General features: G+C 40.7%; 23 protein-coding genes. 9 read left to right on the forward strand and 14 right to left on the reverse strand.

Going from position 1 to position 24242, the window contains the following annotated elements; genetic code table 11:
- Positions 1-144 precede the first annotated feature (144 nt).
- The 7 genes from GGR21_RS10430 to GGR21_RS10460 form a co-directional block, all read right to left on the reverse strand.
- Positions 145-1335: a vWA domain-containing protein gene (locus GGR21_RS10430; RefSeq protein ID WP_183307167.1), complete on the reverse strand. Its 1191-nt coding sequence runs from the start codon at positions 1333-1335 to the stop codon at positions 145-147.
- 118 nt (positions 1336-1453) lie between these two features.
- Entirely contained in the window at positions 1454-1909 is a 456-nt protein-coding gene (locus GGR21_RS10435; protein WP_183307168.1) for a hypothetical protein, read from the reverse strand.
- A 57-nt stretch (positions 1910-1966) separates the two neighbouring features.
- Positions 1967-2704: a bifunctional demethylmenaquinone methyltransferase/2-methoxy-6-polyprenyl-1,4-benzoquinol methylase UbiE gene (gene ubiE, locus GGR21_RS10440; protein WP_183307169.1), complete on the reverse strand. Its 738-nt coding sequence runs from the start codon at positions 2702-2704 to the stop codon at positions 1967-1969.
- On the reverse strand, positions 2701-2892 hold the full coding sequence (locus tag GGR21_RS10445; protein ID WP_183307170.1) for a hypothetical protein: 192 nt from the start codon (positions 2890-2892) through the stop codon (positions 2701-2703). The genes ubiE and GGR21_RS10445 overlap by 4 nt, the downstream gene beginning before the upstream one ends.
- Positions 2889-3455: a zeta toxin family protein gene (locus GGR21_RS10450; RefSeq protein WP_183307171.1), complete on the reverse strand. Its 567-nt coding sequence runs from the start codon at positions 3453-3455 to the stop codon at positions 2889-2891. Before GGR21_RS10450 ends, GGR21_RS10445 begins: the two co-directional genes overlap by 4 nt.
- Before the next feature lie 121 nt (positions 3456-3576).
- Entirely contained in the window at positions 3577-4527 is a 951-nt protein-coding gene (locus GGR21_RS10455) for a phosphoribosylaminoimidazolesuccinocarboxamide synthase (RefSeq protein WP_183307172.1), read from the reverse strand.
- Positions 4528-4972: 445 nt separating this feature from the next.
- A complete protein-coding gene (locus GGR21_RS10460) occupies positions 4973-5953 on the reverse strand; it encodes a PhoH family protein (RefSeq protein ID WP_183307173.1) in 981 nt (326 codons plus the stop codon).
- Positions 5954-6174: 221 nt separating this feature from the next.
- On the opposite strand from GGR21_RS10460, the gene mutS reads away from it, so the two are divergent.
- The 3 genes from mutS (at position 6175) to GGR21_RS10475 (ending at position 10722) form a co-directional block, all read left to right on the forward strand.
- Positions 6175-8757: a DNA mismatch repair protein MutS gene (gene mutS, locus GGR21_RS10465; protein ID WP_183307392.1), complete on the forward strand. Its 2583-nt coding sequence runs from the start codon at positions 6175-6177 to the stop codon at positions 8755-8757.
- 213 nt (positions 8758-8970) lie between these two features.
- Complete coding sequence (locus tag GGR21_RS10470; RefSeq protein WP_183307174.1) at positions 8971-9912, forward strand: UDP-glucuronic acid decarboxylase family protein; 942 nt, start codon at positions 8971-8973, stop codon at positions 9910-9912.
- 93 nt (positions 9913-10005) lie between these two features.
- Positions 10006-10722 (forward strand): glycosyltransferase family 2 protein, encoded by a 717-nt coding sequence (locus tag GGR21_RS10475; protein ID WP_183307175.1) that lies wholly within the window; start codon positions 10006-10008, stop codon positions 10720-10722.
- Positions 10723-10726: 4 nt separating this feature from the next.
- Here GGR21_RS10475 and GGR21_RS10480 read toward each other — a convergent pair whose 3' ends face one another.
- Genes GGR21_RS10480 through GGR21_RS10500 form a run of 5 tightly spaced genes read right to left on the reverse strand, consistent with a single transcriptional unit; the run spans position 10727 to position 16312 of the window.
- Positions 10727-11854, reverse strand: coding sequence for a glycosyltransferase (locus GGR21_RS10480; RefSeq protein ID WP_183307176.1), 1128 nt, complete (start codon positions 11852-11854; stop codon positions 10727-10729).
- The gene (locus GGR21_RS10485; RefSeq protein ID WP_183307177.1) at positions 11851-12891 is read right to left on the reverse strand and encodes a glycosyltransferase family 9 protein; all 1041 of its coding nucleotides are present in this window, start codon (positions 12889-12891) and stop codon (positions 11851-11853) included. Before GGR21_RS10485 ends, GGR21_RS10480 begins: the two co-directional genes overlap by 4 nt.
- Before the next feature lie 36 nt (positions 12892-12927).
- Positions 12928-13539 (reverse strand): DUF4254 domain-containing protein, encoded by a 612-nt coding sequence (locus GGR21_RS10490; protein WP_183307178.1) that lies wholly within the window; start codon positions 13537-13539, stop codon positions 12928-12930.
- Positions 13540-13566: 27 nt separating this feature from the next.
- On the reverse strand, positions 13567-15108 hold the full coding sequence (locus GGR21_RS10495) for a YifB family Mg chelatase-like AAA ATPase (protein WP_183307179.1): 1542 nt from the start codon (positions 15106-15108) through the stop codon (positions 13567-13569).
- Between the two features lie 58 nt (positions 15109-15166).
- On the reverse strand, positions 15167-16312 hold the full coding sequence (locus GGR21_RS10500) for a TlpA disulfide reductase family protein (protein WP_183307180.1): 1146 nt from the start codon (positions 16310-16312) through the stop codon (positions 15167-15169).
- A 209-nt stretch (positions 16313-16521) separates the two neighbouring features.
- Here GGR21_RS10500 and GGR21_RS10505 point away from each other — a divergent pair, with 209 nt between their 5' ends.
- Positions 16522-18678, forward strand: a complete 2157-nt coding sequence (locus tag GGR21_RS10505; RefSeq protein ID WP_183307181.1) for a S9 family peptidase — start codon at positions 16522-16524, stop codon at positions 18676-18678.
- 69 nt (positions 18679-18747) lie between these two features.
- Here GGR21_RS10505 and GGR21_RS10510 read toward each other — a convergent pair whose 3' ends face one another.
- Positions 18748-19962 (reverse strand): FISUMP domain-containing protein, encoded by a 1215-nt coding sequence (locus GGR21_RS10510; protein ID WP_183307182.1) that lies wholly within the window; start codon positions 19960-19962, stop codon positions 18748-18750.
- Positions 19963-20455: 493 nt separating this feature from the next.
- Between GGR21_RS10510 and GGR21_RS10515 the strand changes: the two genes are divergently transcribed.
- The 5 genes from GGR21_RS10515 to GGR21_RS10535 all read left to right on the forward strand — a co-directional run bounded on the left by GGR21_RS10515 (position 20456) and on the right by GGR21_RS10535 (position 23543).
- Positions 20456-21202, forward strand: a complete 747-nt coding sequence (locus GGR21_RS10515; RefSeq protein WP_183307183.1) for a hypothetical protein — start codon at positions 20456-20458, stop codon at positions 21200-21202.
- Positions 21203-21281: 79 nt separating this feature from the next.
- Positions 21282-21641, forward strand: coding sequence for a 6-carboxytetrahydropterin synthase QueD (gene queD, locus GGR21_RS10520; RefSeq protein ID WP_183307184.1), 360 nt, complete (start codon positions 21282-21284; stop codon positions 21639-21641).
- Positions 21625-22206 carry a 7-carboxy-7-deazaguanine synthase QueE gene (locus GGR21_RS10525; protein WP_183307185.1) on the forward strand — a complete coding sequence of 194 codons (582 nt, stop codon included), beginning with the start codon at positions 21625-21627 and terminating at the stop codon, positions 22204-22206. Before queD ends, GGR21_RS10525 begins: the two co-directional genes overlap by 17 nt.
- A 2-nt stretch (positions 22207-22208) precedes the next feature.
- Positions 22209-23123, forward strand: a complete 915-nt coding sequence (locus GGR21_RS10530) for a ribonuclease Z (RefSeq protein ID WP_183307186.1) — start codon at positions 22209-22211, stop codon at positions 23121-23123.
- A 78-nt stretch (positions 23124-23201) separates the two neighbouring features.
- Positions 23202-23543: a T9SS C-terminal target domain-containing protein gene (locus GGR21_RS10535; RefSeq protein WP_183307187.1), complete on the forward strand. Its 342-nt coding sequence runs from the start codon at positions 23202-23204 to the stop codon at positions 23541-23543.
- A 37-nt stretch (positions 23544-23580) separates the two neighbouring features.
- Here GGR21_RS10535 and GGR21_RS10540 read toward each other — a convergent pair whose 3' ends face one another.
- Positions 23581-24240, reverse strand: a complete 660-nt coding sequence (locus GGR21_RS10540) for a DUF3256 family protein (protein ID WP_183307188.1) — start codon at positions 24238-24240, stop codon at positions 23581-23583.
- Positions 24241-24242 lie beyond the last annotated feature (2 nt).

Genomic DNA, 24242 nt, shown 5'->3' on the forward strand with positions numbered 1-24242 from the left:
TATTTAACTATTCCAAGAAATTATGGCTTAGAAAAACCTAATATTAAACCTTGAAAATTTTGCCCTACTGTCAGATCTAGTCTAAACTTTTACACATAATATCAGCAGGGTTTTTGTTTATAAGAGTCTGTATTTAAGTTGGGTTTACCGTTTAGCCTTACCCTCTATCTTTATATTCTTAGTTTCGGCTTGTGATTGTACCGCTTTGAATACTACATTGTCAAAGGAATTTTCTACTTGTTCCGAATCCATTTTTTGCAGTTCCGAATCTATATGAGCCTGGCGTTGCTTGCCTAGTTCCAATATCTCTTTCTCCAGCGCTTTACGCTTGCTTATCTGATCTGCGACATACTTCTCTCTTTCGGCCTGTGACATCTTTTTAAGGTTGTCAGGCAGTTCCTTTTCAGGTATATCAGATAACTTCTTTCCTCCTATTACATCATTAATCAGCTCATTGCTTCCGTAATAGCTCTTGTATCCTGCTGCGGAGAGGTTATATTCAGCCCGACGTGCATTCACTGCCGCATCACCTTTGCTCATCTTGCTGCTTTGTACTTCTTTCACTTCCATCTGAGCTGATGATTCTCCGTAGTATATACGGGTTTTATCAAGCTCGCGCTGACGTTCGTTTATCCTGTCGTCGTACGGGGTACGGACAACAATGTTATTAACGTTCATATCCGTTTTGATGTACTCACCATTCGTCTTAGATGCTATTTCTTTCCATATCTGATCGGCAGTCGGGTCATTACCCATTAATATGGTATTCACTATAATACCTTTCTTTTTCGCTTCGGAGCAGCTCTCAGGATATTTTACATCATCTCTGTAATCCATATGAGGAGGGCAATCGCCGACAAGAAAGAGTGTTTTGTAGGTGTTTTCGCTATCATCCCATCGCATATCGTTCACTCCTTCATAAAGAGCCTGATTCACACTCTCCGGCGCATCTCCTCCACCATCGGCGCGAATTGCCATCAGCTGTTCATACAGGTTATCGAGGTCAGAGCCCAGAGGTATTTTCTTTGTGATGAATTCATCGCCCCTGTCGCGATAGAAAATCATACCTACTTCTATATCCGGTGCTGGATCGGTTTGTGTAAGGCTACTGGTTATCGACCATATTTTATCCTTGGCAGCACTTATCAGTCCCGACATGCTGCCTGTGGCGTCGAGCAGGAAAACCACCTGCATTTTAGGCTTCTGGGTCACAGGCCGGATTGTTTTCTTTTGGAGAATGTTTTGAGGTATCTCCTTTGTGTTATTCGCTGCATTCAGGGAACAGATTGCACCTATGGATATGAGACATAATAGAAAATAATATCGCTTTTTCATAACTTCAGAGGTTTGTGATTGGTTAGTATTTCTGAAGCAAATATAAGCGACTCTATTTTATAAAGTGAGGAAGAACGGGTGAACTGCTTTTTTCAGTTGGTAAAAATTATAGATGACTTTATTTTTCCAGTTTTACTTCAACTTTAAATACTCCTGCCCACGGGTCGCCTGCCATCATATTCTCGTGCACCGATATTTTATAAGTTCCATCCATCGGCAGATCATATTCCATATCTCTGCCCCATGGACCGTCCATTTTACCGTCGGGCATAAATATCTGCGAAAACCTGATATTAGCCAATGAATCGGGAGAAGACAAATGGGCTGATAATTTTTTTGAACCTTTGGATGAGAATTCTATGTAAACGGTCTGGTTTTCATTCTTCTGAATAGTTGCCGATGCTTGCCCGTCGGTTAAATCGATTTTTATCAGATCGTTATTCGAGGGTATCAGGATTTCCGACTTTTGTATATCGAAAACGGTAGAATTAGTGTCGGATTTTTCTTTCCAGTTTTTTGAACAATAAGTGAACAACAAAGCTAGTATAACCGGCAAAAGTACTGTTTTATTCATCTCATTCAATTATATATTATTATATACAATTGAAAGTGGTATTATGTTCAATAATATTTACTTCTTTGCCAGATACATAGAACATGTACCCATCGTATATGTTTTATATGAAGCCTCTTGAAAGCCGTTTTTCAGCAATGTGTTTACCATATCCTTCCCTTGTATAAAAGCTTCGATGGATTTAGGCAGGTAAGAGTAGGCTGTTTTGTCTTTCGATATCAGCCGTCCTATTGTTGGAATATATACTTTGGAGTATAACCAGAACCCCTGCTTTAACGGGAAATGACGGGGAGTGGATAATTCCAGTATCATCAGTTCTCCACCGGGTTTCAATACACGGAGTATTTCTTTCAGGCCTTTATCGAGGTCTTCAAAGTTGCGGACACCAAAAGCGACCATTGCCGCATCGAACGAATCGTCAGGTAACTGTAGGTTCATGCAGTCCTGTTTTTCAAAACTTATTTTATCGCCTAATCCTGCTTTTGCTACTTTTTGTCGTCCCACATCCATCATCCCTTCCGAAATGTCGATACCCAGAATAGATTGCGGCTGCAGTATATCAAAAGCCTGAATAGCAAGGTCTCCGGTTCCGGTGGCGATGTCAAGTATAGTTTGCGGGTTTTGCTTTTTTAGCATCGACAGGCCTTTTTTGCGCCAGCCAATGTCCAGCCGCATCGACATGGTACGGTTCAATGTATCATAATTTTCAGCGATGGAATCAAACATTTTCTCAACCTGCGCGCCTTTGTTTTCTCCACTTGAATATGGAACTATTTTTTCAGCTTCGTATGTCATTTCGAATGCGGATATGGAATTTTTATATCAACAGTATTCAGATCTCTGGCCTTTATTCCCACAACCCTTCCGTTATGTGAGAAATACAGTTCCTCGTTTTCCTGCTGTCTTTTTCTGACCAGTTCGTTATAAGAAACCTGTATCCCTGTGAGCAATTTGTTGCGTATGGCTATTTCTTCCGGTGTCATACGTCTCTCAGATACAGGAACCTGTCTTCGTCATATATATCTATGATCTTTGTTTTATTCCCTTCGGCGATCATCCTGAAAGGATCGGTAGAATTGTCCACCAGTAACCAGTAATCGGAGATAGGGATGAAGATAGAAAACAAATTCCTCATTCCTGCAAAGTAACGCCTTACAACCACGTCATCCGGCACATTATGCCCTCCAAAACGAACCCGCTGTTCTACCCTTTTTATCGCCAGTTCGGGCGATTCGAGCCAGAAGTAGATCAGGGTAACGAAGTAACCCTCCTTCTGTGCTCTTTTTATAAAGTTGGCATAGGAACGGGTGGCCAGGGTTGTCTCTATGGCAAAATCCTCCTGCATGCGCATCATTTCGTTCATACGCATCAGCATAATACGGCCTGCATCGATAGCTACCGATTCCGGTTGGAAAGGGGATAGGCCTTTAGCTATTTCGTCTGCATTGATAAACTCTTTACAGTCGAGCATTTCGGGAAACATAGCATACGATGCGGTTGTTTTTCCCGCACCGTTACACCCTGATATAATATAGAGATTTGGCATCCGGTTGTAAATATTGATTTACTGATATTTTTTTAACACGGAGTAAAAGGAGTTAAAAATAGATTTTATATAGTACTCCTGATACTCTTTTTACTTTGTGTTTATAAATTGTAAGGTTCTCTTAACCTCTTTTACTTAAATACTCGTTTATATTCTTTTCCAGGCGTTCGGCAACACTGCTGATATCGGCCTTTACAAACTTTTCGCCTACAATCTTTTCATATAGTTCGATGTAACGTTCCGATACGCTGTTGCAATACTCCTCGGTCATTTCAGGTACCAACTGCCCTTCTTTTCCTTGGAATCCGTTGTCCATAAGCCATTTACGGACAAACTCCTTTGACAACTGGCGCTGTTCTTCTCCTTTGTCGAACAATTCCTGATAGGTGTCGGCATAGAAATAACGGGAAGAATCGGGTGTATGTATTTCATCGATAAGATAGATTTTACCGTCTTTTTTCCCGAATTCGTATTTTGTATCGACAAGGATCAGTCCTTTTTGAGCCGCCATTTCTGTTCCCCGTTGGAACAGGGCATAGGTATATTTTTCCAATTGCTCGTATTCTTCCTTACTCACAAGCCCTTGTGCTATGATTTCTTCTTTCGATATATTTTCGTCATGTCCTACGTCTTCTTTCGTGGTAGGAGTGATGATCGGTTTCGGAAATTTCTGGTTTTCTTTCATGCCTTCGGGTAATGGTACTCCGCAAAGACTTCTTGCTCCTGCTTTGTATTCGCGCCATGCACTTCCTGTAAGGTATCCGCGGATCACCATTTCCACTTTGTACTGTTCGCAACGTAATCCTACGGTCACCATCGGATCGGGAGTCGCCTGTTTCCAGTTAGGGACGATGTCGGCTGTCGCGTCAAGGAATTTGGCGGCGATCTGGTTTAGTACCTGCCCTTTATATGGTATACCTTGTGGTAATACAACATCAAACGCTGATATTCGATCAGTCGCTACCATCACCAAAAGGTCGTTGTTTATAGAATATACATCTCTTACTTTACCGTGGTATACGTGGGTTTGTCCCGGGAAATTGAAATCTGTTCTGACTAAAGTATTCTTCATTCTGTTTTATTTTCTAATTGTTCTTCCTTATAACAAAATACTTGCTTCAAAGTTACTGAAAGTTGGGCAAAAATCAATAATATATCTGAGCCACTTGTTAAAAGTTGACAATTATCAATCGCCGAAGCGTAGGCGAGGCAAAGTTGACACATATTTACAGTTAACAGTCAACAGTTATCAGTTAACAAAAAAGTTACAAAAGTTACACTTTTGTCTCTTTTTCAACCAATGCCTGACAAACAACGTTCGGCAGAGCAAAGCGGAGCCAATTGAAAATTGCCGAAGCGTAGGCGAGGCAAACCTGACATATTTTATTATTCCCCAATTTGTTCATTTTTCAAATTTTCATTGGCACACCGGCATATTATATAATCAGTACATTGATATACCATAGATAAAGTTCCTGAAATAAAATACAATTCCGATCCCATAAAAAAACCGGAGCTTATTGCTCCGGCTTTTTCCTTTCTTCTTCTTTCAGTTTCTTTACTCTGCGGTCTTCTTTTTCGTAAGCTTCCACAATGCTTTGTACAAGCCTGTGCCGCACGATGTCTTTTTTATCGAACTCAATATGTCCTATTCCTTTTACGTTTTTGAGCACACGCAAGGCATGCTTCAATCCCGACAGTTGCGATGGCGGCAGGTCGATCTGTGTGATGTCGCCTGTAATGATCATTTTGGCGTTCATCCCCAGGCGGGTAAGGAACATTTTTATCTGATGCACAGTCGTATTCTGTGCTTCATCCAATATAATCACCGCATCGTTCAACGTGCGCCCGCGCATAAAGGCGAGGGGGGCGATCTGAATTACTTTGTTCTCAATATAATCTTTCAGTTTTGCCGGGGCGATCATATCTTCCAGTGCGTCATACAACGGTTGCAAATACGGATCGATCTTATCTTTCATATCTCCGGGAAGGAATCCGAGTTTTTCACCGGCTTCCACAGCCGGACGGCTAAGGATGATTTTTTTTACTTCCTTGTTTTTGAGTGCTTTCACTGCTAATGCAATGGCCGTATATGTCTTTCCCGATCCGGCAGGCCCTATGCCGAACACCATATCGTTTTCGTTGAAACTGTCTACCAGCCTTTGCTGATTAGGCGTGCGTGCAAAAATAGGCTTACCGTTGATGCCGTAAATGATCAGGTTTTCCTGCTTTACTACATTCGGTGTATTCCCTTTTACTATGCTTATAATATCTTCTTCGGTAAGTTTGTTGCGATCATGTGAGAAGGTCTCCAGTTCACGCACTTTCTCTTCGAACAGGGGAATATCTTCCGCATTACCCGAAACCTTAATAGCATTGCCCCGTGCCATGATACGTAATTTAGGAAAAAGAGTCTTTAGTAGTTGTATGTTCGAATTATTCACCCCGAAGAACACTACGGGATCAATGTGTTCTAAAATTATTATCTGTTCAATCATTCAATTCAATATCAACAATGTACCATTCTGTTTTAATTTTGGTATGTCGGGTGTGTGTAATGGATTACAAAGATAGATATAAATTTATATTTGTCGATGATTTACGGGTTATCAATTTAATTCCGTTAATTTTTTCTATCTTTGTTCACTTGTAAAATTATAAAGAATACATCTAAATAAACATACAGGACGTGTCGAAGAAAATAGCTGAAACCCCACTGATGAAACAATATTTCGAGATTAAAAGCAAGCATCCCGATGCTATACTTTTGTTTCGTGTGGGCGACTTTTACGAAACTTTTTCACAGGATGCTATCGATGCGGCCGAGATACTGGGGATCACGCTTACCCGTCGGGGAAATGGTGTAGCTTCGTTCGTCGAACTGGCAGGATTCCCGCATCATGCATTGGATACATATTTACCGAAGCTTGTGCGGGCAGGGAAACGGGTGGCTATCTGCGACCAACTGGAAGATCCTAAGCAGACAAAAACACTGGTGAAAAGGGGAATAACCGAACTGGTGACTCCCGGTGTTTCTATCAATGACAATATACTGAACCATAAAGAAAATAATTTCCTGTGTGCCATTCATTTTGCCAAGAACGTTTGTGGCGTATCTTTCCTCGATATTTCCACAGGGGAATTTATGGTAGCCGAAGGAACAAAAGAATATATTGATAAGCTGCTCACAAACTTTTCTCCGAAGGAAGTTCTTATAGAACGTAGCAGGAGGAAACAGTTCGAAGAATATTTCGGTAGCCGTTTCTTTATCTTCGAACTGGAAGACTGGGTGTTTACTGAAGATACAGCGCGTGACCGTCTGTTGAAACATTTTGAAACGAGAAATCTGAAAGGTTTCGGTGTGCAACATCTTACTAACGGTGTTATAGCTGCGGGGACAATCCTGCATTATCTGGATGTCACCCAGCATAATCAGATAGGGCACATTACTTCACTGTCACGTATAGAAGAAGACAAGTATGTACGCTTAGATAAATTCACCGTACGTAGTCTTGAAGTTATCTCTACGATGAACGAAGGGGGGAAAAGCCTTCTCGATATTTTGGATAAGACCGTTTCGCCGATGGGAGCGCGGATGCTCCGCCGATGGCTGGTTTTTCCGTTGAAAGATATCAAGCCGATCAATAGCCGCCTGTCTGTAGTGGAGTATTTTTTCAAAGATATAGAATTAAAGAACCTGCTGGAAGAACAACTCTCATTGATAGGCGATCTCGAACGTATTATCTCAAAAGTGGCTGTTAACCGTATTTCGCCACGCGAGGTAGTACAATTGAAAGTAGCATTGAGAGCTATCGAGCCTATTCGCAATGCCTTTCTTGCATCGGACGAACCGAGTTTGAAAGAAATAGGCGAAAAGCTTAATCCATGTCCTGTTATTCGCGACCGTATCGAAAAAGAGATACAACCCGATCCTCCGGCATTGGTCAACAAGGGGAATATCATCAAAAGAGGCATTAATCAGGATCTGGATGAATTGCGCGATATCGCCTATTCGGGTAAAGATTACCTGCTGAAAATACAACAACGGGAAACTGAAGCAACGGGAATTTCTTCCCTGAAAATAAGCTTTAATAATGTTTTCGGATACTATATAGAAGTCCGTAATACACATAAAGATAAAGTTCCTGCCGAATGGATCAGAAAGCAAACGTTGGTAAATGCCGAACGCTATATCACTCAGGAACTGAAAGAATACGAAGAAAAGATTCTTGGTGCTGAAGAAAAAATTCTTGCGTTGGAATCGAATATTTTCAATGATCTGGTGCATAGCCTTGTCGATTATATCCCGACCATACAGCTAAATGCAAGCCTTATAGCACAGATAGACTGCCTGCTGTCTTTTGCCAAAGCTGCCAAAGAGAATAAATATATCCGTCCCGAAATAAACGATTCGGATGTACTGAATATTAAAAACGGGCGACACCCTGTTATTGAGAAGCAGCTTCCGTTAGGCGAATCCTATGTGGCCAATGATGTCCGCCTGGATAGTAACAAGCAGCAGATTATTATTATTACAGGGCCAAATATGGCGGGTAAGTCCGCATTGCTTCGTCAGACAGCATTAATAACACTGATGGCACAGGCCGGAAGTTTTGTTCCCGCCGAAGCTGCTCAGATAGGGCTGGTAGATAAGATATTCACTAGGGTAGGGGCTTCCGATAATATTTCGCTGGGAGAATCAACCTTTATGGTGGAGATGAATGAAGCATCGGATATCTTGAACAACCTGTCTCCGAAAAGCTTGGTTTTATTCGATGAATTGGGGCGTGGTACTAGTACATATGATGGTATATCCATTGCCTGGGCGATCGTGGAATATATACACGAGCACCCGAAGGCCAAAGCTAAAACACTGTTTGCCACCCATTATCACGAACTGAATGAGATGGAAAAATCATTCAAACGCATAAAGAACTTTAACGTATCGGTGAAAGAAGTAGACAATAAGGTGATTTTCCTGCGTAAGCTTGTTCCCGGTGGCAGTGAACACAGTTTCGGTATCCATGTGGCCAAGATGGCAGGGATGCCGCAAAGTATAGTGAAACGTGCAAACAACATACTGAAGCAATTGGAATCGGACAATCGCAAGCAGGGAATATCCAAACCTATTACCGATATCAAAGAAAATCGTGAAGGTTATCAGTTAAGCTTTTTCCAATTGGACGATCCTGTACTCAGCCAGGTGAGGGATGAAATAAAATCGCTTGATGTCAACAACCTGACGCCTATGGAGGCTCTGAACAAACTGAATGATATTAAGAAAATTGTTTCGGGGAAATAATAGATGAGACTGTAATGAGTATTTGTCTGTAAAACGAACCTTTTTCTTTTTATATAAACATGATAACCGAAGTTAAAGGGGGTACTCTGTATGACGGGTTTTGCACCAAAAAGGATGAAAATTAAGACAATAATCTCTTCTAATTCAACATTTTTTTATTCCTTTGTAACCTGAAGCAGACTTTCTACAATTTATCTGAAAAATAGGATATTAATGAACCGTAAAAAAATCCTTGTCACGGGTGGTGCCGGCTTTATTGGCTCTCATTTATGTGAAAGATTACTCAATGAAGGTAACGAGGTGTTATGCCTTGATAACTATTTCACAGGATCGAAAGAGAACGTAGTCCATTTATTAAATAATTCCTATTTCGAACTAATTAGACATGATGTTGTGCATCCGTTCCATGTAGATGTAGACGAAATCTATAATCTTGCCTGTCCGGCATCTCCTGTACATTATCAGTACAATGCTATCAAGACAATAAAGACCTCGGTGATGGGGGCTATAAATATGCTTGGGCTGGCCAAGAGGGTGAAAGCTACAATATTGCAGGCTTCTACCAGCGAAGTGTATGGAGATCCTCATATGCATCCGCAACCCGAGTCGTATTGGGGAAATGTAAATCCGATAGGTATCCGTTCGTGCTATGATGAAGGAAAACGTTGTGCCGAAACATTATTTATGGATTATCATCGTCAAAATGGTGTAAAAATAAAGATCGTGCGTATTTTCAATACCTATGGTCCACGGATGAATCCTGAAGACGGACGTGTAGTCTCCAATTTTATTGTCCAGGCTCTCAAAGGTGAGGACATAACCATATATGGCGATGGCACACAAACCCGCAGCTTTCAGTATGTAGACGATCTGGTAGAGGCTATGATACGGATGATGGCTACAGATGATTCATTCACCGGACCTGTCAATACAGGAAATCCGGGAGAATTTACTATGATCGAACTGGCTAACCTTGTGCTGGAACTGACAGGATCTAAATCGAAACTTATATTCATGCCATTACCCAGCGATGATCCAAGACAAAGACGTCCCGATATAACGCTTGCCAAAAAAGAATTAGGGTGGGAACCTAAAATTCAGCTTAGGGACGGATTGATGAAAACTATTGAATATTTTGACACGATTCTAAAATAATAGATTCGGATACTACTGGGATTGCAGAAAGACTATAATAAGGCAGAACAGACATTTTAAGTTAGATTGGGGTAAAAATTTAAAACTACAAATATGAAATTATCTATTGTCATTCCCGCATATAATGAAGCTAGAACAATTCATTTAATTTTAGATAAGGTATTAGAAGTAAATCTGATAGGGGGATTCGGAAAAGAGATCCTCATTGTAAACGATTGTTCAAAAGATGATACTATAGAAGTAGTACGGGCTTACATCGCAGCACATCCCGAAGCCGACATGAAGCTCTTCGAGCAACCTGTGAATATGGGTAAAGGAGCTGCTCTCCATCGTGGTATCAAAGAGGCTACAGGTGATTATATTATTATACAGGATGCCGATTTGGAGTACGATCCGGAGGAATATAATATTTTATTGAAGCCTGTTGTTACAGGGTTTGCCGATGTTGTGTATGGTTCCCGCTTTATGGGAGGAAACCCTCATCGTATATTGTTCTTCTGGCATTCTATAGGGAACAGGATACTTACATTTGTTTCTAATATGTTTACTAATCTGAATCTTACAGATATGGAAACTTGTTACAAATTATTTCGTGCCGATATCATCAAAAGTATATCATTAAAAGAAAGACGTTTTGGCTTTGAGCCGGAAGTAACAGCAAAAGTGTCGAGATATCCTAATGTGAGGATATACGAAGTTGGTATTTCATACTATGGTCGCACTTATGAAGAAGGTAAGAAAATCGGTTGGAGGGATGGTGTGCGGGCATTTATATGTATGCTCAAATATGGACTGTTCAGAATGAGATAAAGGATCAGGAAGCAACTATTTCAGATAAGAAGGATTCGGTTGACCGGGTGAAATTAGCCCATGACAACCGGATCTTTTCCTTTTTCAGATTTTGCATGAATAATTCGTGCGAATCCATCGAGAAAAATTCGGTTATCTTACCGGCGATCTCTTGTGCGTCGGGTGTGCTTACAAGCAGGCCGGTACCAGAATTTTCGACTGTGCAGCCCAATGCTCCTACATTGGTTGCTATCATTGGCAATTCCAGTTGGTAGGCCATAGCTACCACTCCACTCTGTGTAGCCGACCGGTATGGCAGTACCAGTACATCGGATGCTGAGAACAGGGTAGATACCATGTCGTCGGGAATGTATTGTTCAAACACTTTAATGTTGTCCCGTAACGGAGATTTATCTATCAGGTTCTGGTATTTTTCGAAACTGCCGTAGCTCTCTCCTGCAATTACCAACTGGTATGAATTGTCCAGATAAGACATCGATTCTATAAGAATGTCCAATCCTTTATAGTCTCTTATCAGCCCGAAGAACAACAGGTTTTTCTTGTCTGGGCTTATTCCTAACTTTTGGCAAGCATTTGTTTTATCCGTACGCTCACCATATTGGTCATATATAGGGTGTGGCTGAAGTAAGATATTGGCATTCTTTTTCAGTAAGAGCAGATCTTTTTGTACGGGTTCACTCATTACAATGAAACCATTGCATCTGTTGAAGAAATATTTCGCCAGCGGTTTTTCCAGTAATGTTCTTTCGTGCGATATCGCATTATGCACGAGTGAAACTATTTTGATGCGTTTATTCAGTAATAAACAGACAGTTCCAAAAGCGGGCGATAGAAAAGACATCCAATAGGGAATAATCAGGATATCGGGAGCATATTTATTTATAAGCTGTGCTGTTTTTATATATGAAAAAGGATTTATGCTGTTTAAAATGCGCTCAGCATCTATTTTAGTCGCAGAATCAGCTTCATCTACATACTGCGTTTTTCCCGGAAACAAAAAATCAGGATATAATGTTGTAAATGTAAATGCTTTCACCTGATTGTCTTCCGACAATTCTGTATACAAGCGGGCATTCAATTGAGCCAGGCCCCCTCTGTAGGGATAAAAAGGTGAAAGTATCGCTATCTTCATGTTTGTTTTTTGTCTAGTACAGCCTCTATTTTAGATACGACCATTTCCTCGGAAATTCTGTAGAGACAGGCATAATCTCCCCTCTGGCAGGGCAATTCTCCATAAACAGCACAAGGCTTGCAATCGAGATCGTTTATTTGTATAGCGTTATCAATATCTTGCCCCAATCCGTAAAAGCCTAAAGACGGATGGGTAGCCCCCCATATTGAAACAACAGGAGTTTGTACCAGTGAGGCCAGATGCATATTTGCCGAATCCATAGAGAGCATAACGTCGAGATGTGAGATCAATAGTAATTCTCTCGTCAGATTTAGTTTTCCGTCTGGGTTTATTACATTCGGGTATTTCGAACTCCACACAGATAAGACTTTGTTTTCCTCTTTTCCGGCCCCAAGCAGGAAGATTGTAGTATCTTTTCTTTGTGACAAAATTTCTATTACTTTCTCCATTTTCTCTAAAGGATATATTTTCCCCTTGTGCTTGGAAAAAGGAGCTATACCTATCCATTTCCCTTTCTTTTCGGTAATTACCGCTTTAAGTTCTGAAAAATTGAGAGGAGCAAAATCGAATATATTGTTGAATGTCATAGGTGCCTGAAAACCAAGCTTGTCAAAAACATCCTGATAACGTTGTATCGTTGACTTCAATGGAGGGGCTAATTTCTTGCTGTTTATCATTTCAGCCTTTTCTTTTCTTCCCTTATCGATGCAGACAACTTTCTTGCCTGTCATCTTCATAGCATACCGGACTCCTTTCGACCTCAGTACGTCGTGTTCGTCCGCCACATGAGAAAATCCTGAGGCAAAAATCCTTCTCATCACTCTGTAAAATCCACGAAGCCCTCTGTGCCTGCCTTTCACGTCGAGGGGGATAACGTTTACATTAAAGCCCAGATTTTCGAAAAGTGGGGCAAAAGCCTTCCTTGTCATTACCGAAAATCTATCCTGCGGATACTTTGCGGCAACAGAAAAAACCACAGGAACCAGCATAGCTACATCTCCGAATGAAGATATCCTTATTACTAATACCTTAGCCATATTAATTGATCAATTTGTAAGTTTGTATAAGCATTTTTACTGTGCTGTTTTCCCATATAAAACCGGGTTAAGTTCCGGGTCATTATACATCTTCATCTGTTTGTATACTTTCATGTATTTATGTCCTTGCTCAATGTCTGCAAGCAATTCTTCGATTGCTGCAGAGAGGTCTTCGCGCTGGGTAAGAAGGACTTTCAATTTCGTTTCAGCTTGTTTGCGATGTTCTGCCGACACATTTTCCCGGGTTGCCTCCAGCTTCATATGATATATCTTAAGAGCCAGTATCGACAGACGGTCTATCGCCCAGGCCGGGCTTTCGGTATTGATGCTGGCATGGATGCCAGGAGTTACATTTTTATATTTTTCAAGAAAATAACTATCTATCAACTCTACGAGGTCTGTCCTGTCCTGATTCGATTTATCGATGCGACGCTTTATTTTCAGGGCATCCACCGGATTGATGTCCGGATCGCGTATTATATCTTCCAGATGCCATTGTACCGTATCTATCCAGTTTTTCAGATATAAATAATATTCGATGGACTTTTCCTCATGAGGATTAATGATCGGAGTATCTACATGGTCTGTTTTATGATAGTCTGATATTACTTTATCGAATATAGAGTTGCTTAAATCTGTGAAATTCATAGATTCTATTGTCTTTTAATTTTAATACTATTTACTTGTCCAGGTTTCCCTATCCAAATTTCGGTAATTAATTGCTTCTGCCAAATGTTTTGGCAATATTTTTTCAGAATTATCTAAATCTGCTATGGTTCGTGACACTTTCAGTATCCGGTCGTATGCCCTGGCCGACAAATTGAACCTGTCCATGGCTGTCTTTAACAGTTCCAGCCCGGCAGTGTCGGGAGAAGCGTATTTGGCCAGTAACTTAGGTGTCATCTGAGCGTTACAGTATATTCCATCTTCATCTTTGAAACGGGTATATTGTATCTCACGGGCTCCTATTACCCGTTGCCTTATATTTTTGCTAGGTTCTCCCTGCGCTTTATCCGATATTTTATCGAAAGGTACAGGTATTATCTCTATATGTATATCTATCCTGTCCAGTAATGGGCCTGATATTTTATTCAGGTATTTCTGTACAGCTCCGCTAGGGCATACACATTTTTTTTCAGGGTGATTGTAATATCCGCAAGGACATGGATTCATCGAAGAAATCAGCATAAAGCTGGCAGGATATTCTACCGAGAATCTTGAACGGGAGATGGCGATTTTTCTGTCTTCCAATGGCTGACGCATTACTTCGAGAACGCTGCGGCTAAATTCAGGAAGTTCGTCCAGAAATAGTACTCCGTTATGTGCCAGGCTGATTTCTCCTGGTTGGGGATAAGCGCCTCCGCCTACAAGGGCTACGTCTGATATAGTATGGTGTGGACTCCGGAACGGGCGCTGAGCCATCAGAGAGGTTTCAGCGCCTATTTTTCCTGCTACACTATGTATTTTTGTCGTTTCCAGAGCTTCGTTCAGGGTAAAAGGAGGCAGTACCGAAGGCATACGTTTTGCCATCATGGATTTACCTGCTCCCGGAGGGCCTATCATGATCAGGTTGTGACCTCCGGCTGCTGCGACCTCAAGCGCACGCTTTACGTTCTCTTGCCCCTTCACATCGGCAAAATCGAATTCGAAAGTTTCCTGAGCATTATAGAATTCATTCCGGGTGTCTATTATGGTTTTTTCCAGTTCCTTATTCCCATTGAAAAATTCGACAACATCGCGTATGTTTTCTATACCATGCACGTCGAGCTTGTTGACCACAGCGGCTTCCCGGGCATTTTTTTTTGGCAGTATTATTCCCTTAAATCCGGCTTCACGTGCCTTTATGGCGATGGGTAGCACTCCTTTTATGGGTAATATACTCCCGTCAAGGGATAATTCTCCCATAATGAGATAGTCTTCAAGCTTGTCTGATTTCAGATTATCAGCTGCAGCCATTATTCCTATAGCAAGGGGTAGGTCATAGGCTGTCCCTTCTTTACGGATGTCGGCCGGAGACATATTGATAACAGTTTGTTGACGGGGGAACTTATATCCGTTGAATTGGAGTGCCGATACAATACGTTCGTGGCTTTCCTTCACAGAAGCATCGGGTAAACCTACAAGCATAAATTTTATACCTTTAGAACAGTTTACCTCAATTGTTATAAGTGTAGCATTTATGCCCTGAACCGCAGCGCCAAAAACTTTTACCAGCATTAAGCTTTTCAAATAGTGTGAAAGACAAAAGTACGAAAAAAGAGGTAAGGTTCAAGGCTTATTTCCCTTTTTTATCCGTTTTGGCGATTTCCTCGTTCAACTTGCCAGGCAAAGCCAGAATGTGAAGATCTCTTTCAAGTATATAACCGGTAGGAGAAATGAGTATATTGTATGGTATCTCACGTACATAATATGAATCAAAAATTCTTGCACTCCACCCACCATTTACCGGCAGAATGTCCCATTTCACCGAGTCAGAGATATTCTTGGAAAGGGGTATTTGTTCGATATCTTTTACTATGGAAACAAATTCTATATTCTTTTTCTCTTTTTTCAGTTCGTTGTAAACTGCTATTGCATCTTTCTTTTCCTGACGGCACACGTCACAGGTTGTGGCAACGAACATAAGCAAGACGTATTTGCCTCTGAAATTGCTCAGTTGAACAGCCTTTTCATCCAGATTTTTAATAGAAAAATGCGGTGCATATGAACCCACAGCTGACAATTTTACCTTGTCTCTGAAGTCTTTCAGGTCTGCAGTCACCGGAAAATCAATCGCTCTGCCCTTCAACAGGTTCAGACATTCATCCAAGCGGGAAATCGATGCCTCATCTTTAAAGAACGTATTGAGCAGCATTACGCTTGCTACTTTTTCGGGATTAGCTTTTATATAACTTTCAGCGATATTGGCTAGTTCAAAGTTTATATTTTTCAATTCTACCACGTAGTCTTTCACCGGAAGGCTATCATTATTGCGAGAAGATTGTTCGGCCTCTCTTAGTATATCGGCACGCGATTTTAATAATTCCTTGTTTTTGTTTTTAAAGTCGGTAAGGCTTTCATTTACCTCGCCACCTTTTACTTCTATCAGATCAGGGTAGAGCATATCTCCTTTCATTTCTACATTCCAGTTTTTATCCACCAGCACGAATGTGTTCTTTGTATTCTGATTGAAGTACAGTGACATTACCGTTAGTGTATCCACTTTTCCTTTGAAAGAAAATTTACCCTTTTGATTTATTGGAATGGTGTCTATTATCACAGAATCACCCACTTCATGGGACATGAAGAAATAATTGCCGGTTACATTTTCCAATGTTCCCGATATCTCGAACTCTCCTGTTTTTTTTCCACATGATGATAATATGATGCCGATAAGCAGAGATGCAAGCCCTGTATATATAATTCTCCTTCCTTTAGTCATTTTCCTTGTGTATTATGTTCTTGTATTCTTATAACGTACAAATATAATTATTATTTTCTGAACGTTTAAAAAAATAAAATTGTTCTAAAAAAGATTAATTTAATATTCACTCTTTCGTTTTAATCGGGTGGTTGACCGAATAAAAATCTCATAATGGCTCAGAACCTATAAATTCATTATCTTTGTTTACTCAATACAAAAAACTTGATATGAAATATTTTGTTTCTGCATTATTAGCCATAAGTATTTTACTCCCTATGAAATCGTTTAGTCAAAATGCACCTCTGACACTGGAAGACCTCATTCCCGGAGGGAAAACGTATAACAAGTATCGTGCCGAAATGCCTCGTCAGATGGCGTGGTCGGGAGATAATCTCACTTATGTGAAAAATGATACAGTGTATATTGCACCCAAAACAGATAAGGAGAAACCGGAAGTATTGTTTACATTAAAAGACATCAATGCAGGACTTAAGGAAGGAAACAGTCCTCTGAAAAGTCTGAACGGAGTGAGGTTTATTTCTCCACAATCGAATGAATTGATGATTTATTCGATAGATAAAATCTATTTATATGACTATATAAATAAAAAAGTAACTGCCAATTTCTCTTATTCGAAAGATATGGCTGATATAAAGTTGGCAGAAAAAAGTCGTTTGTTGGCATATACAAAAAAGAATAACCTGTATCTGCAGGCTGCTGACGGAAAAGAATATGCTGTGACAAATGAAACCGATGAAGGTATCGTTTGCGGGCAATCGGTTCATCGCAACGAATTCGGGATCAACGGGGGAATATTCTGGTCGCCACAGGGGAATCTGCTGGCGTTTTACCGGATGGACGAAACAATGGTAACGGACTATCCGCTGGTGGATGTTTCGGAACGGGTGGCAAAGCTGAAAAATATAAAATATCCGATGGCCGGAATGAAAAGCCATCATGTCACAGTGGGTATATACAATACTGCTACCCAGCAAACCATTTATCTGAAAACGGGGACACCCAAAGAAAAATACCTGACGAATGTAGCGTGGAGCCCCGATGAAAAAAATATCTATATTGCCGAAGTAAACCGGGGACAGGACATCTGTATGCTGAAATGTTATAATGCAGCAACCGGAGAGTTGCAAAATACACTATTTACTGAGACGCATCCAAAATATGTGGAACCACAAACTCCTGTTTTGTTTTTGAAAAACGATCCCGGGAAGTTTATATGGGAAAGCCGTAAGGATGGGTATAATCATTTATACTTGTATGACACAACAGGGAAAGAACTGAAACAATTGACAGTGGGTACATGGGATGTTCTTTCGGTCATAGGTTTCGATGAAAAGGGCGAAAACCTATATTTCCTGTCTGCACAAGCAAGCCCGATTGAGAAGCATATTTATATGCTTAATTTGAAAAATGGCAAAAAGATACAGCTCTCGAAAGAGCCGGGAGTACACTCTGTGTTACTGAGCGGTTCGGGCAAATATATATCCGATGTGTACACTTCCCGGCACAATGCGGGTAAAGCTGCCATAACCGAAATAAAAAGTAATAAGACATATATTTTCCATATGGCAAAAGATCCTTACAGGAATATAACACTGCCTGAAATAACTGTAGGAAGTATAAAAGCGAATGACGGAAAGACCGATCTTTATTACCGTCTGGTGAAACCATCAGATTTTGATGCATCGAAAAAATATCCGGTGATCGTATATGTGTATGGAGGGCCACATTCGCAAATGGTGAACAACTCTTGGATGGGGCAGGCACGCGGATGGGATATTTATATGGCACAGAAAGGCTATGTGGTCTTTACCCTTGATAACAGGGGAACAGGTAACCGTGGACTCGATTTTGAGAACATTACACATCGTCAGTTGGGTATAGTGGAAACTCAAGACCAGATATCAGGGGTTGAATATTTGAAATCACTTTCGTATGTAGATGCTGACCGCATTGGGGTGCACGGCTGGAGCTATGGCGGATTTATGACGCTGAACCTGATGCTCCGTCATCCTGAAACATTTAAGGTGGGAGTTGCCGGAGGGCCTGTAACCGACTGGAAATACTATGAGATAATGTATGGAGAACGCTACATGGACAGTCCGCAGGAAAATCCGGAAGGATATAAGGAAACCAGCATGATAGAGCGTGCCGGAGATCTGAAGGGAAGATTATTACTTATACACGGGGATGAAGACCCTACTGTTGTGATGCAGCATAACCTGGAATTTATTGCTTCGGCTATAAAGAAAGGTACACATCCGGATCTTTTCATCTATCCGGGGCAGGGACACAATATGGTTGGAAGAGACCGTGTGCATCTGCACGAACATATTACCCGCTATTTCGATGATTTTCTGAAATAAAAGCACTAAAAAACAGGTTGCTAATCTGATTAGCAACCTGTTTTTTTATTTTGTCAACCAACGTTATTATCAGTCTTTTTTACATCTTACACTATAAAGGGCAGTTCTTGAAGCATTTACTCGTTGCACAGGAGGAAGGTTGGCAGTGACGGTCCGATCCATTGCATTCCCATAAGAAGAAATATCAGTGGAGGAAGTCCAAAAATAGGAAGCCTGACCGTAGTAAGAGGTAATGTTTTTTTGAGAAATACCAACAGGTAAAACATTAAATCCTCCTTTTACAGTCAAATCACTGAGGCCTCCGGTTGAGGTATTAACTCCTGTAACGTTGCAGGGAGACATCATTGCTGTACCATGACCAACTGTTAAAGTAGACGGGCGCATACTCAAAGATTCATAATCATCCTGGCTTGAAGAGGAAATCACCATTGGCTGAGAACCGCTAACGCGATCGCGCCAAGGAGTAGGAGTAGTCACAGATGAATATTCCTGAGGATTTTTAGCCATTTCTTCTTCGAGCTGACTGAATTCATAGTCGGAAGGTACATGCCATCCGTCAGGACAGAGGCCTTGTATAACAGGTGCATCGGGGTCATTTCCGGGATTAAGAAAGGTTTGGTTGTCACTATTTATCGTAGCGGCATAGGAATAAAGGATACCATATTTAGGATTCCATGGGATAAGGTCAGGGTCAGTTATAGACTCTCCGCTTGTCTGAGGATAAAAATAGGTTCTGTCCCAAGGATTAGAATCTGTTGCCGGAACAATCTGTAAACTACCGTCAGTGGGCAGATACCTCAGGTTTTCGGTCATCCAGTCGCCGGCAGTACCAAAGTTCCGATAATAATATGTTTGCGGGCCATGTATCTGTGGGCGGGTGTCTGTATAAGTTTTCACAGTGGAAGATATTACTTCCCCCAGATACTGCCATTCGGTTCCTGTCCATACATGCATTCCTTTCTGAAGAGGCAATGGCTCTATACAAAGATCCTCACTTACATTATAAACCAGTAATCCTATGTGTTCATCCAGATCCCATTCTTCGCTACTGTCTCCTCCAATCGATTGCGAAAGTCCGGCCTTGGTTGTCGGAGTGAGGTCGGTTATTTTCACACGTGGCATCCCGAGTCCTTTAGTGGCATTTTCCGCTGTGTTATCATTTTGTTTAAGTTGCAGCAGTGCTCCCGATAAAGGGTCTTTATCAACCCCTATTGTTACCTGTGCATTAAGATGTGTAGCCAGTAACAAACTAAGCGATACAAATAGTATTAATCTGATATTCATAAATTTGTAAAATAAATGAGCCCTTATATCTTGTTGGAACAAAATATAAAGTAAAGTTTATAATTTGAAATAAATATTACATAACGAATTAAAGGCCATAGTGTGTTTGTCCTCCTTTACTACGCGGCATCGAATGAATAAAACAATCCGGAATCTTATTTTGTGTTAAATAAGAAAGCTGTCCTCTTGTAAAGATTGTTTTTTTAAGATGCGTGGTAATTTGTCCTTTGCTGTTTTAACATTTTAGTGCCCCTGAATAAATTAACGCTGATCCCGTAAAATTACAGATAGAAAACCAGCCTTTTTATTAAAGTATTTATTGTCTTCATATTGTTTGTCAGGAACAAAGGTAAAAAAATATTTGAAAAAGAGAAAAAAATCATGTTTTATGTAATAAGAGCGATTATCAGTTTGGATAATTATAAACGATTCATCGTTTACAGGAAGGTTCTTCTTTCTTTTTATTTATATTTGTGAAAATGAATAACGGGATATGAAAAATCTGATACTATACTTCTTTCTTATACTCTTGTTTGCTAATTGTGCCACCACAAAAAGGTACTACTTCCACTCTGGAATAGATGCGGTGGATAACGTGCGGAAAGATAGCGCCGGCTGGCTTATTGTGCAAAGAGACAGTATCGATCTCATATACTCGTTTTCAGGAGAAAATATTACCATGGAAATAACGGTGGATAACAAATCTTCCTCTCCGCTATATATTGATTGGGATAAATCGTGGATTAAGGTAAACGATCAGAATGCGAGGTCGTATAATAATCTGACAGGATATACAAATTTCAACGCTGTTTCTGAAATCATGCCAAACAGTTATGACAGTTATAACTTATTGAAATCTGCACATTTCGATTTTAAACAAATCAGCCGGAAACAGCTAACGACCCAAAAAGTATATATGGCCGATAAAAAACTGAAAACAAAAGCGATCCGGTTTGAAAAAGAAAATTCTCCTTTGTCGCTGACGAGTTGTATCGTGGTTAATATCAATGGGGCGGACAGAGAGTTGACCAACAGTTTTTATTTATCTACATTTACTAATGGTGACAAAAAAGCATATAAATCATTCCTGGCAGAAGCTTATAATCGGAATGACGGATTTTGTTCTACCTATGTCGTGGACAAGAAAGAGGGGAGAATTGCTAATGGAGTATTTGGCACATTGTTGAAATTAACGGAATTTCTAATAATGTACAGGCTTGAAGAAGAGGGTTATTATTAAGAAAACTAAAGGCTGCGATCGGAGGACAAAAAATTACTACCTTTGTTCTTTCTTAAATTAAGATCAGATTACACCCATTATGTACAAGATAAGTAAACAATTTGCCTTTTCGGCATCACATATACTGGAAGGCTTGCCTCACGAACATCCCTGCTCGCGATTGCATGGGCACAATTATGTAGTAACCGTACACCTGAAAAGCGAACAGTTGAATGAAGTAGGATTTGTAAAAGACTACAGGGACCTCGATATGGTGAAACAATATATCGATGAAAAACTCGATCACCGCCATCTTAACGATATATTTCCGTTTAACCCTACAGCCGAGAATATGGCGAAATTTCTTTACGATACATTCAAGAAGAATATTGCTGAATTGTATGCTGTAGAAGTGTCGGAAACTCCTAAAACAACTGCGATCTATGAAGCTGACCGTTAACGAAATATTCTACTCTCTCCAGGGAGAGGGAGGACGCAGCGGCGAAGCATCTATATTCATCAGGCTTACAAAATGTAATTTGGCATGTAGTTTCTGCGACACCGATTTTGCCGATGGAAACGATATGACTCTCGAGGAAATACTGGATGTGATAAAGGAATTTTCCTGCAAGTGGATCATCTGGACAGGAGGGGAACCAACTATTCAGCTGAGAGACGAGCATCTGGCATTTTTCCGTGATCACGGATATAAACAGGCGATAGAAACGAATGGAACAAGACCTGTTCCTTCGCTGATCGATTATATTACATGCAGCCCGAAGCAAAAATACGAAAGTATCAAATTACGTATTCCAAAAGTGAATGAGATAAGGATGCCGATAGCCGTAGGGGACGAAATCCCTGATATTTCGGTACTCCCTCCGGCTGACAACTATTTCCTTAGTCCTATATTCGATGCCGATAAGATTAATATTGAAAATGTAAATCATTGTGTGGAGTTGATAAAACAATATCCCGAATGGCGCCTTAGCCTGCAAATACACAAACTGATACATATAGAATAGGAATGGAGAAATTCGAACTCGACATACTAGGCTGTGGTTCTGCCACGCCGACCACATTGCACAATCCCTCATCTCAGGTACTGAATGTGAGGGATAAGCTTTTTATGATCGATTGTGGAGAAAGTACACAATTGCAACTCCGGCGGAGCAGGTTACGATTCGGGCGTCTTAACCGGATATTTATATCTCATCTGCATGGCGATCATTGCTTCGGACTGATAGGACTGATCTCGACCTTGGGACTGCTTGGCCGTACCGGAGATTTGTATATTCATTCTGTGGCAGGGCTTGAGGAGATACTTCGTCCCGAGATAAATTTCTTTTGTAAGGACAGCCCTTTTCAGGTGAAAATAGAAATATTCGATCCGAAGAAGAGCGAGATAATCTATGATGACCGGTCGGTTACAGTAAAGACGATACCGTTGTTTCACCGTGTGCCTTGTGCCGGATTCCTTTTCACGGAAAAACAGAAAGAAGCACACCTGATACCCGACATGATAAAGTTCTATAACATTCCGGTAAAAGAATTGGTTAAAATAAAGCAAGGGGCAGATTTTGTAACGGAAGATGGCAAGGTTATCCCTCATTCGCTGTTGACAAAACCAGCCGAGCCCGCCCGTTCATATGCTTACTGCTCCGATACCGCCTATTCTGAAAAGGTTGTACCAATCATAGAAGGGGTAGATCTGTTGTATCATGAGGCAACATTTGCTGACGAAGATGCTGCACGGGCAGCAAGTACAGGACACTCCACAGCCCGGCAGGCAGCACAGGTCGCCTTGCAGGCTAATGTGAAGAAGCTGATGCTGGGCCATTTTTCGGCTCGTTACACCGATAACAGGATTTTACTGAACGAAGCTAAAGAGGTCTTTTCCAACACGATGCTTGCAAACGAAGGACTTCGTGAAAAATTGTGAAGCCGGGTAATTTTTTTATCTTTTTTATACTTTTATAAGTATTAATCCCTATATTTGTGCTTGTTAGGCTTATTATATATGGTAAAATACAGGACGATATTATTCCTCTTATTGGCGACGGGGGCTTCATTTGCTGCTAGTATTGATGCGGCGGATGCAGATTTTCCTATGTCCAATTCTGTATTTGAACAGCAAAGTGATAATGCTATGACACTTGACATAACCATCAACGGAACCACAAAACTGAAGATGGAAAATATACCTACCGAAGGTTATCTGGAAGTATATAGCATATTGGGAGTAAAGATTACCAGTAAAAATCTGAAAACCTGTGAAGGCGGGCAATGTTACCTCGATCTGTCGAAAGGACTGTATATACTGAAAGCCGGAAAAGTCGCTGTGAAAGTTATAGTAAGATAATCACCCCAAACAAGTCATCTTTTAATGTCTCTCCGATTTATTTCGGATCGGTACTTTTGTAGGATATTCTATCCCAAAGAAAGATTTTTGGCTCTTCGATAAGATATGGCTGTACTTTTTTATACTCTTCGTCTGATAAATAGCCCTTGATCATAAACTGAGCAGATAGATTATAATCACTGGAAGAAAGTGTTATCATCACAGGATCCATATCGATGGCGGCGTATGCATTTATGAAATCCTGACTATTACGGTCTACATCCGGTTTTATAAACCATTCCTTTGTTACTTTCGGGAAAAGATCAGTTCCCGGTATAGGCATCCACTTAGTGGTGTAAAATTGCATCTGGCTGTCGCTAACCTTCTTTTGGCTATCATAAACGGTTTTTACCACGCAGATGATCTTTGAGTCGTTTATCAGTGGCAGAAGCTTTATTTGTGTTGACCCGGCATCCGATGTCTTTATCGCAATAAAGTCGGCCGTCATGGCCAACCTTTTCAGTTCGCCGTATCTGTCCAGAGAAATGGTAATCCCTGTTGTGTCATCCGGATTGGAAATAAGCAGGTCTTTTTGTGCCGCATCCAGATTGGTAATTATTGTATTCGGCATAGTATTGATAACTTCAATTATGTTCTGGGCCGAAGCCATTGATATCGATAATATGCTAAAAGTTATTATGTAGATTAATTTTCTCATTG

This window comes from Dysgonomonas hofstadii, assembly GCF_014196915.1.
In the GTDB taxonomy this organism is placed as follows: domain Bacteria; phylum Bacteroidota; class Bacteroidia; order Bacteroidales; family Dysgonomonadaceae; genus Dysgonomonas; species Dysgonomonas hofstadii.

Coding starts and splice junctions, on each gene's coding strand:
- GGR21_RS10530 (WP_183307186.1), top strand. CDS start 22,209: ATGGAGAAATTCGAACTCGACATACTAGGCTGTGGTTCTGCCACGCCG.
- GGR21_RS10505 (WP_183307181.1), top strand. CDS start 16,522: ATGAAATATTTTGTTTCTGCATTATTAGCCATAAGTATTTTACTCCCT.
- GGR21_RS10535 (WP_183307187.1), top strand. CDS start 23,202: ATGGTAAAATACAGGACGATATTATTCCTCTTATTGGCGACGGGGGCT.
- GGR21_RS10525 (WP_183307185.1), top strand. CDS start 21,625: ATGAAGCTGACCGTTAACGAAATATTCTACTCTCTCCAGGGAGAGGGA.
- GGR21_RS10455 (WP_183307172.1), bottom strand. CDS start 4,527: ATGAAGAATACTTTAGTCAGAACAGATTTCAATTTCCCGGGACAAACC.
- GGR21_RS10490 (WP_183307178.1), bottom strand. CDS start 13,539: ATGAATTTCACAGATTTAAGCAACTCTATATTCGATAAAGTAATATCA.
- GGR21_RS10475 (WP_183307175.1), top strand. CDS start 10,006: ATGAAATTATCTATTGTCATTCCCGCATATAATGAAGCTAGAACAATT.
- GGR21_RS10445 (WP_183307170.1), bottom strand. CDS start 2,892: ATGACACCGGAAGAAATAGCCATACGCAACAAATTGCTCACAGGGATA.
- GGR21_RS10430 (WP_183307167.1), bottom strand. CDS start 1,335: ATGAAAAAGCGATATTATTTTCTATTATGTCTCATATCCATAGGTGCA.
- GGR21_RS10515 (WP_183307183.1), top strand. CDS start 20,456: ATGAAAAATCTGATACTATACTTCTTTCTTATACTCTTGTTTGCTAAT.
- GGR21_RS10480 (WP_183307176.1), bottom strand. CDS start 11,854: ATGAAGATAGCGATACTTTCACCTTTTTATCCCTACAGAGGGGGCCTG.
- GGR21_RS10495 (WP_183307179.1), bottom strand. CDS start 15,108: ATGCTGGTAAAAGTTTTTGGCGCTGCGGTTCAGGGCATAAATGCTACA.
- ubiE (WP_183307169.1), bottom strand. CDS start 2,704: ATGACATACGAAGCTGAAAAAATAGTTCCATATTCAAGTGGAGAAAAC.
- mutS (WP_183307392.1), top strand. CDS start 6,175: ATGAAACAATATTTCGAGATTAAAAGCAAGCATCCCGATGCTATACTT.
- GGR21_RS10510 (WP_183307182.1), bottom strand. CDS start 19,962: ATGAATATCAGATTAATACTATTTGTATCGCTTAGTTTGTTACTGGCT.
- GGR21_RS10540 (WP_183307188.1), bottom strand. CDS start 24,240: ATGAGAAAATTAATCTACATAATAACTTTTAGCATATTATCGATATCA.
- GGR21_RS10500 (WP_183307180.1), bottom strand. CDS start 16,312: ATGACTAAAGGAAGGAGAATTATATATACAGGGCTTGCATCTCTGCTT.
- GGR21_RS10450 (WP_183307171.1), bottom strand. CDS start 3,455: ATGCCAAATCTCTATATTATATCAGGGTGTAACGGTGCGGGAAAAACA.
- queD (WP_183307184.1), top strand. CDS start 21,282: ATGTACAAGATAAGTAAACAATTTGCCTTTTCGGCATCACATATACTG.
- GGR21_RS10470 (WP_183307174.1), top strand. CDS start 8,971: ATGAACCGTAAAAAAATCCTTGTCACGGGTGGTGCCGGCTTTATTGGC.
- GGR21_RS10460 (WP_183307173.1), bottom strand. CDS start 5,953: ATGATTGAACAGATAATAATTTTAGAACACATTGATCCCGTAGTGTTC.
- GGR21_RS10435 (WP_183307168.1), bottom strand. CDS start 1,909: ATGAATAAAACAGTACTTTTGCCGGTTATACTAGCTTTGTTGTTCACT.
- GGR21_RS10485 (WP_183307177.1), bottom strand. CDS start 12,891: ATGGCTAAGGTATTAGTAATAAGGATATCTTCATTCGGAGATGTAGCT.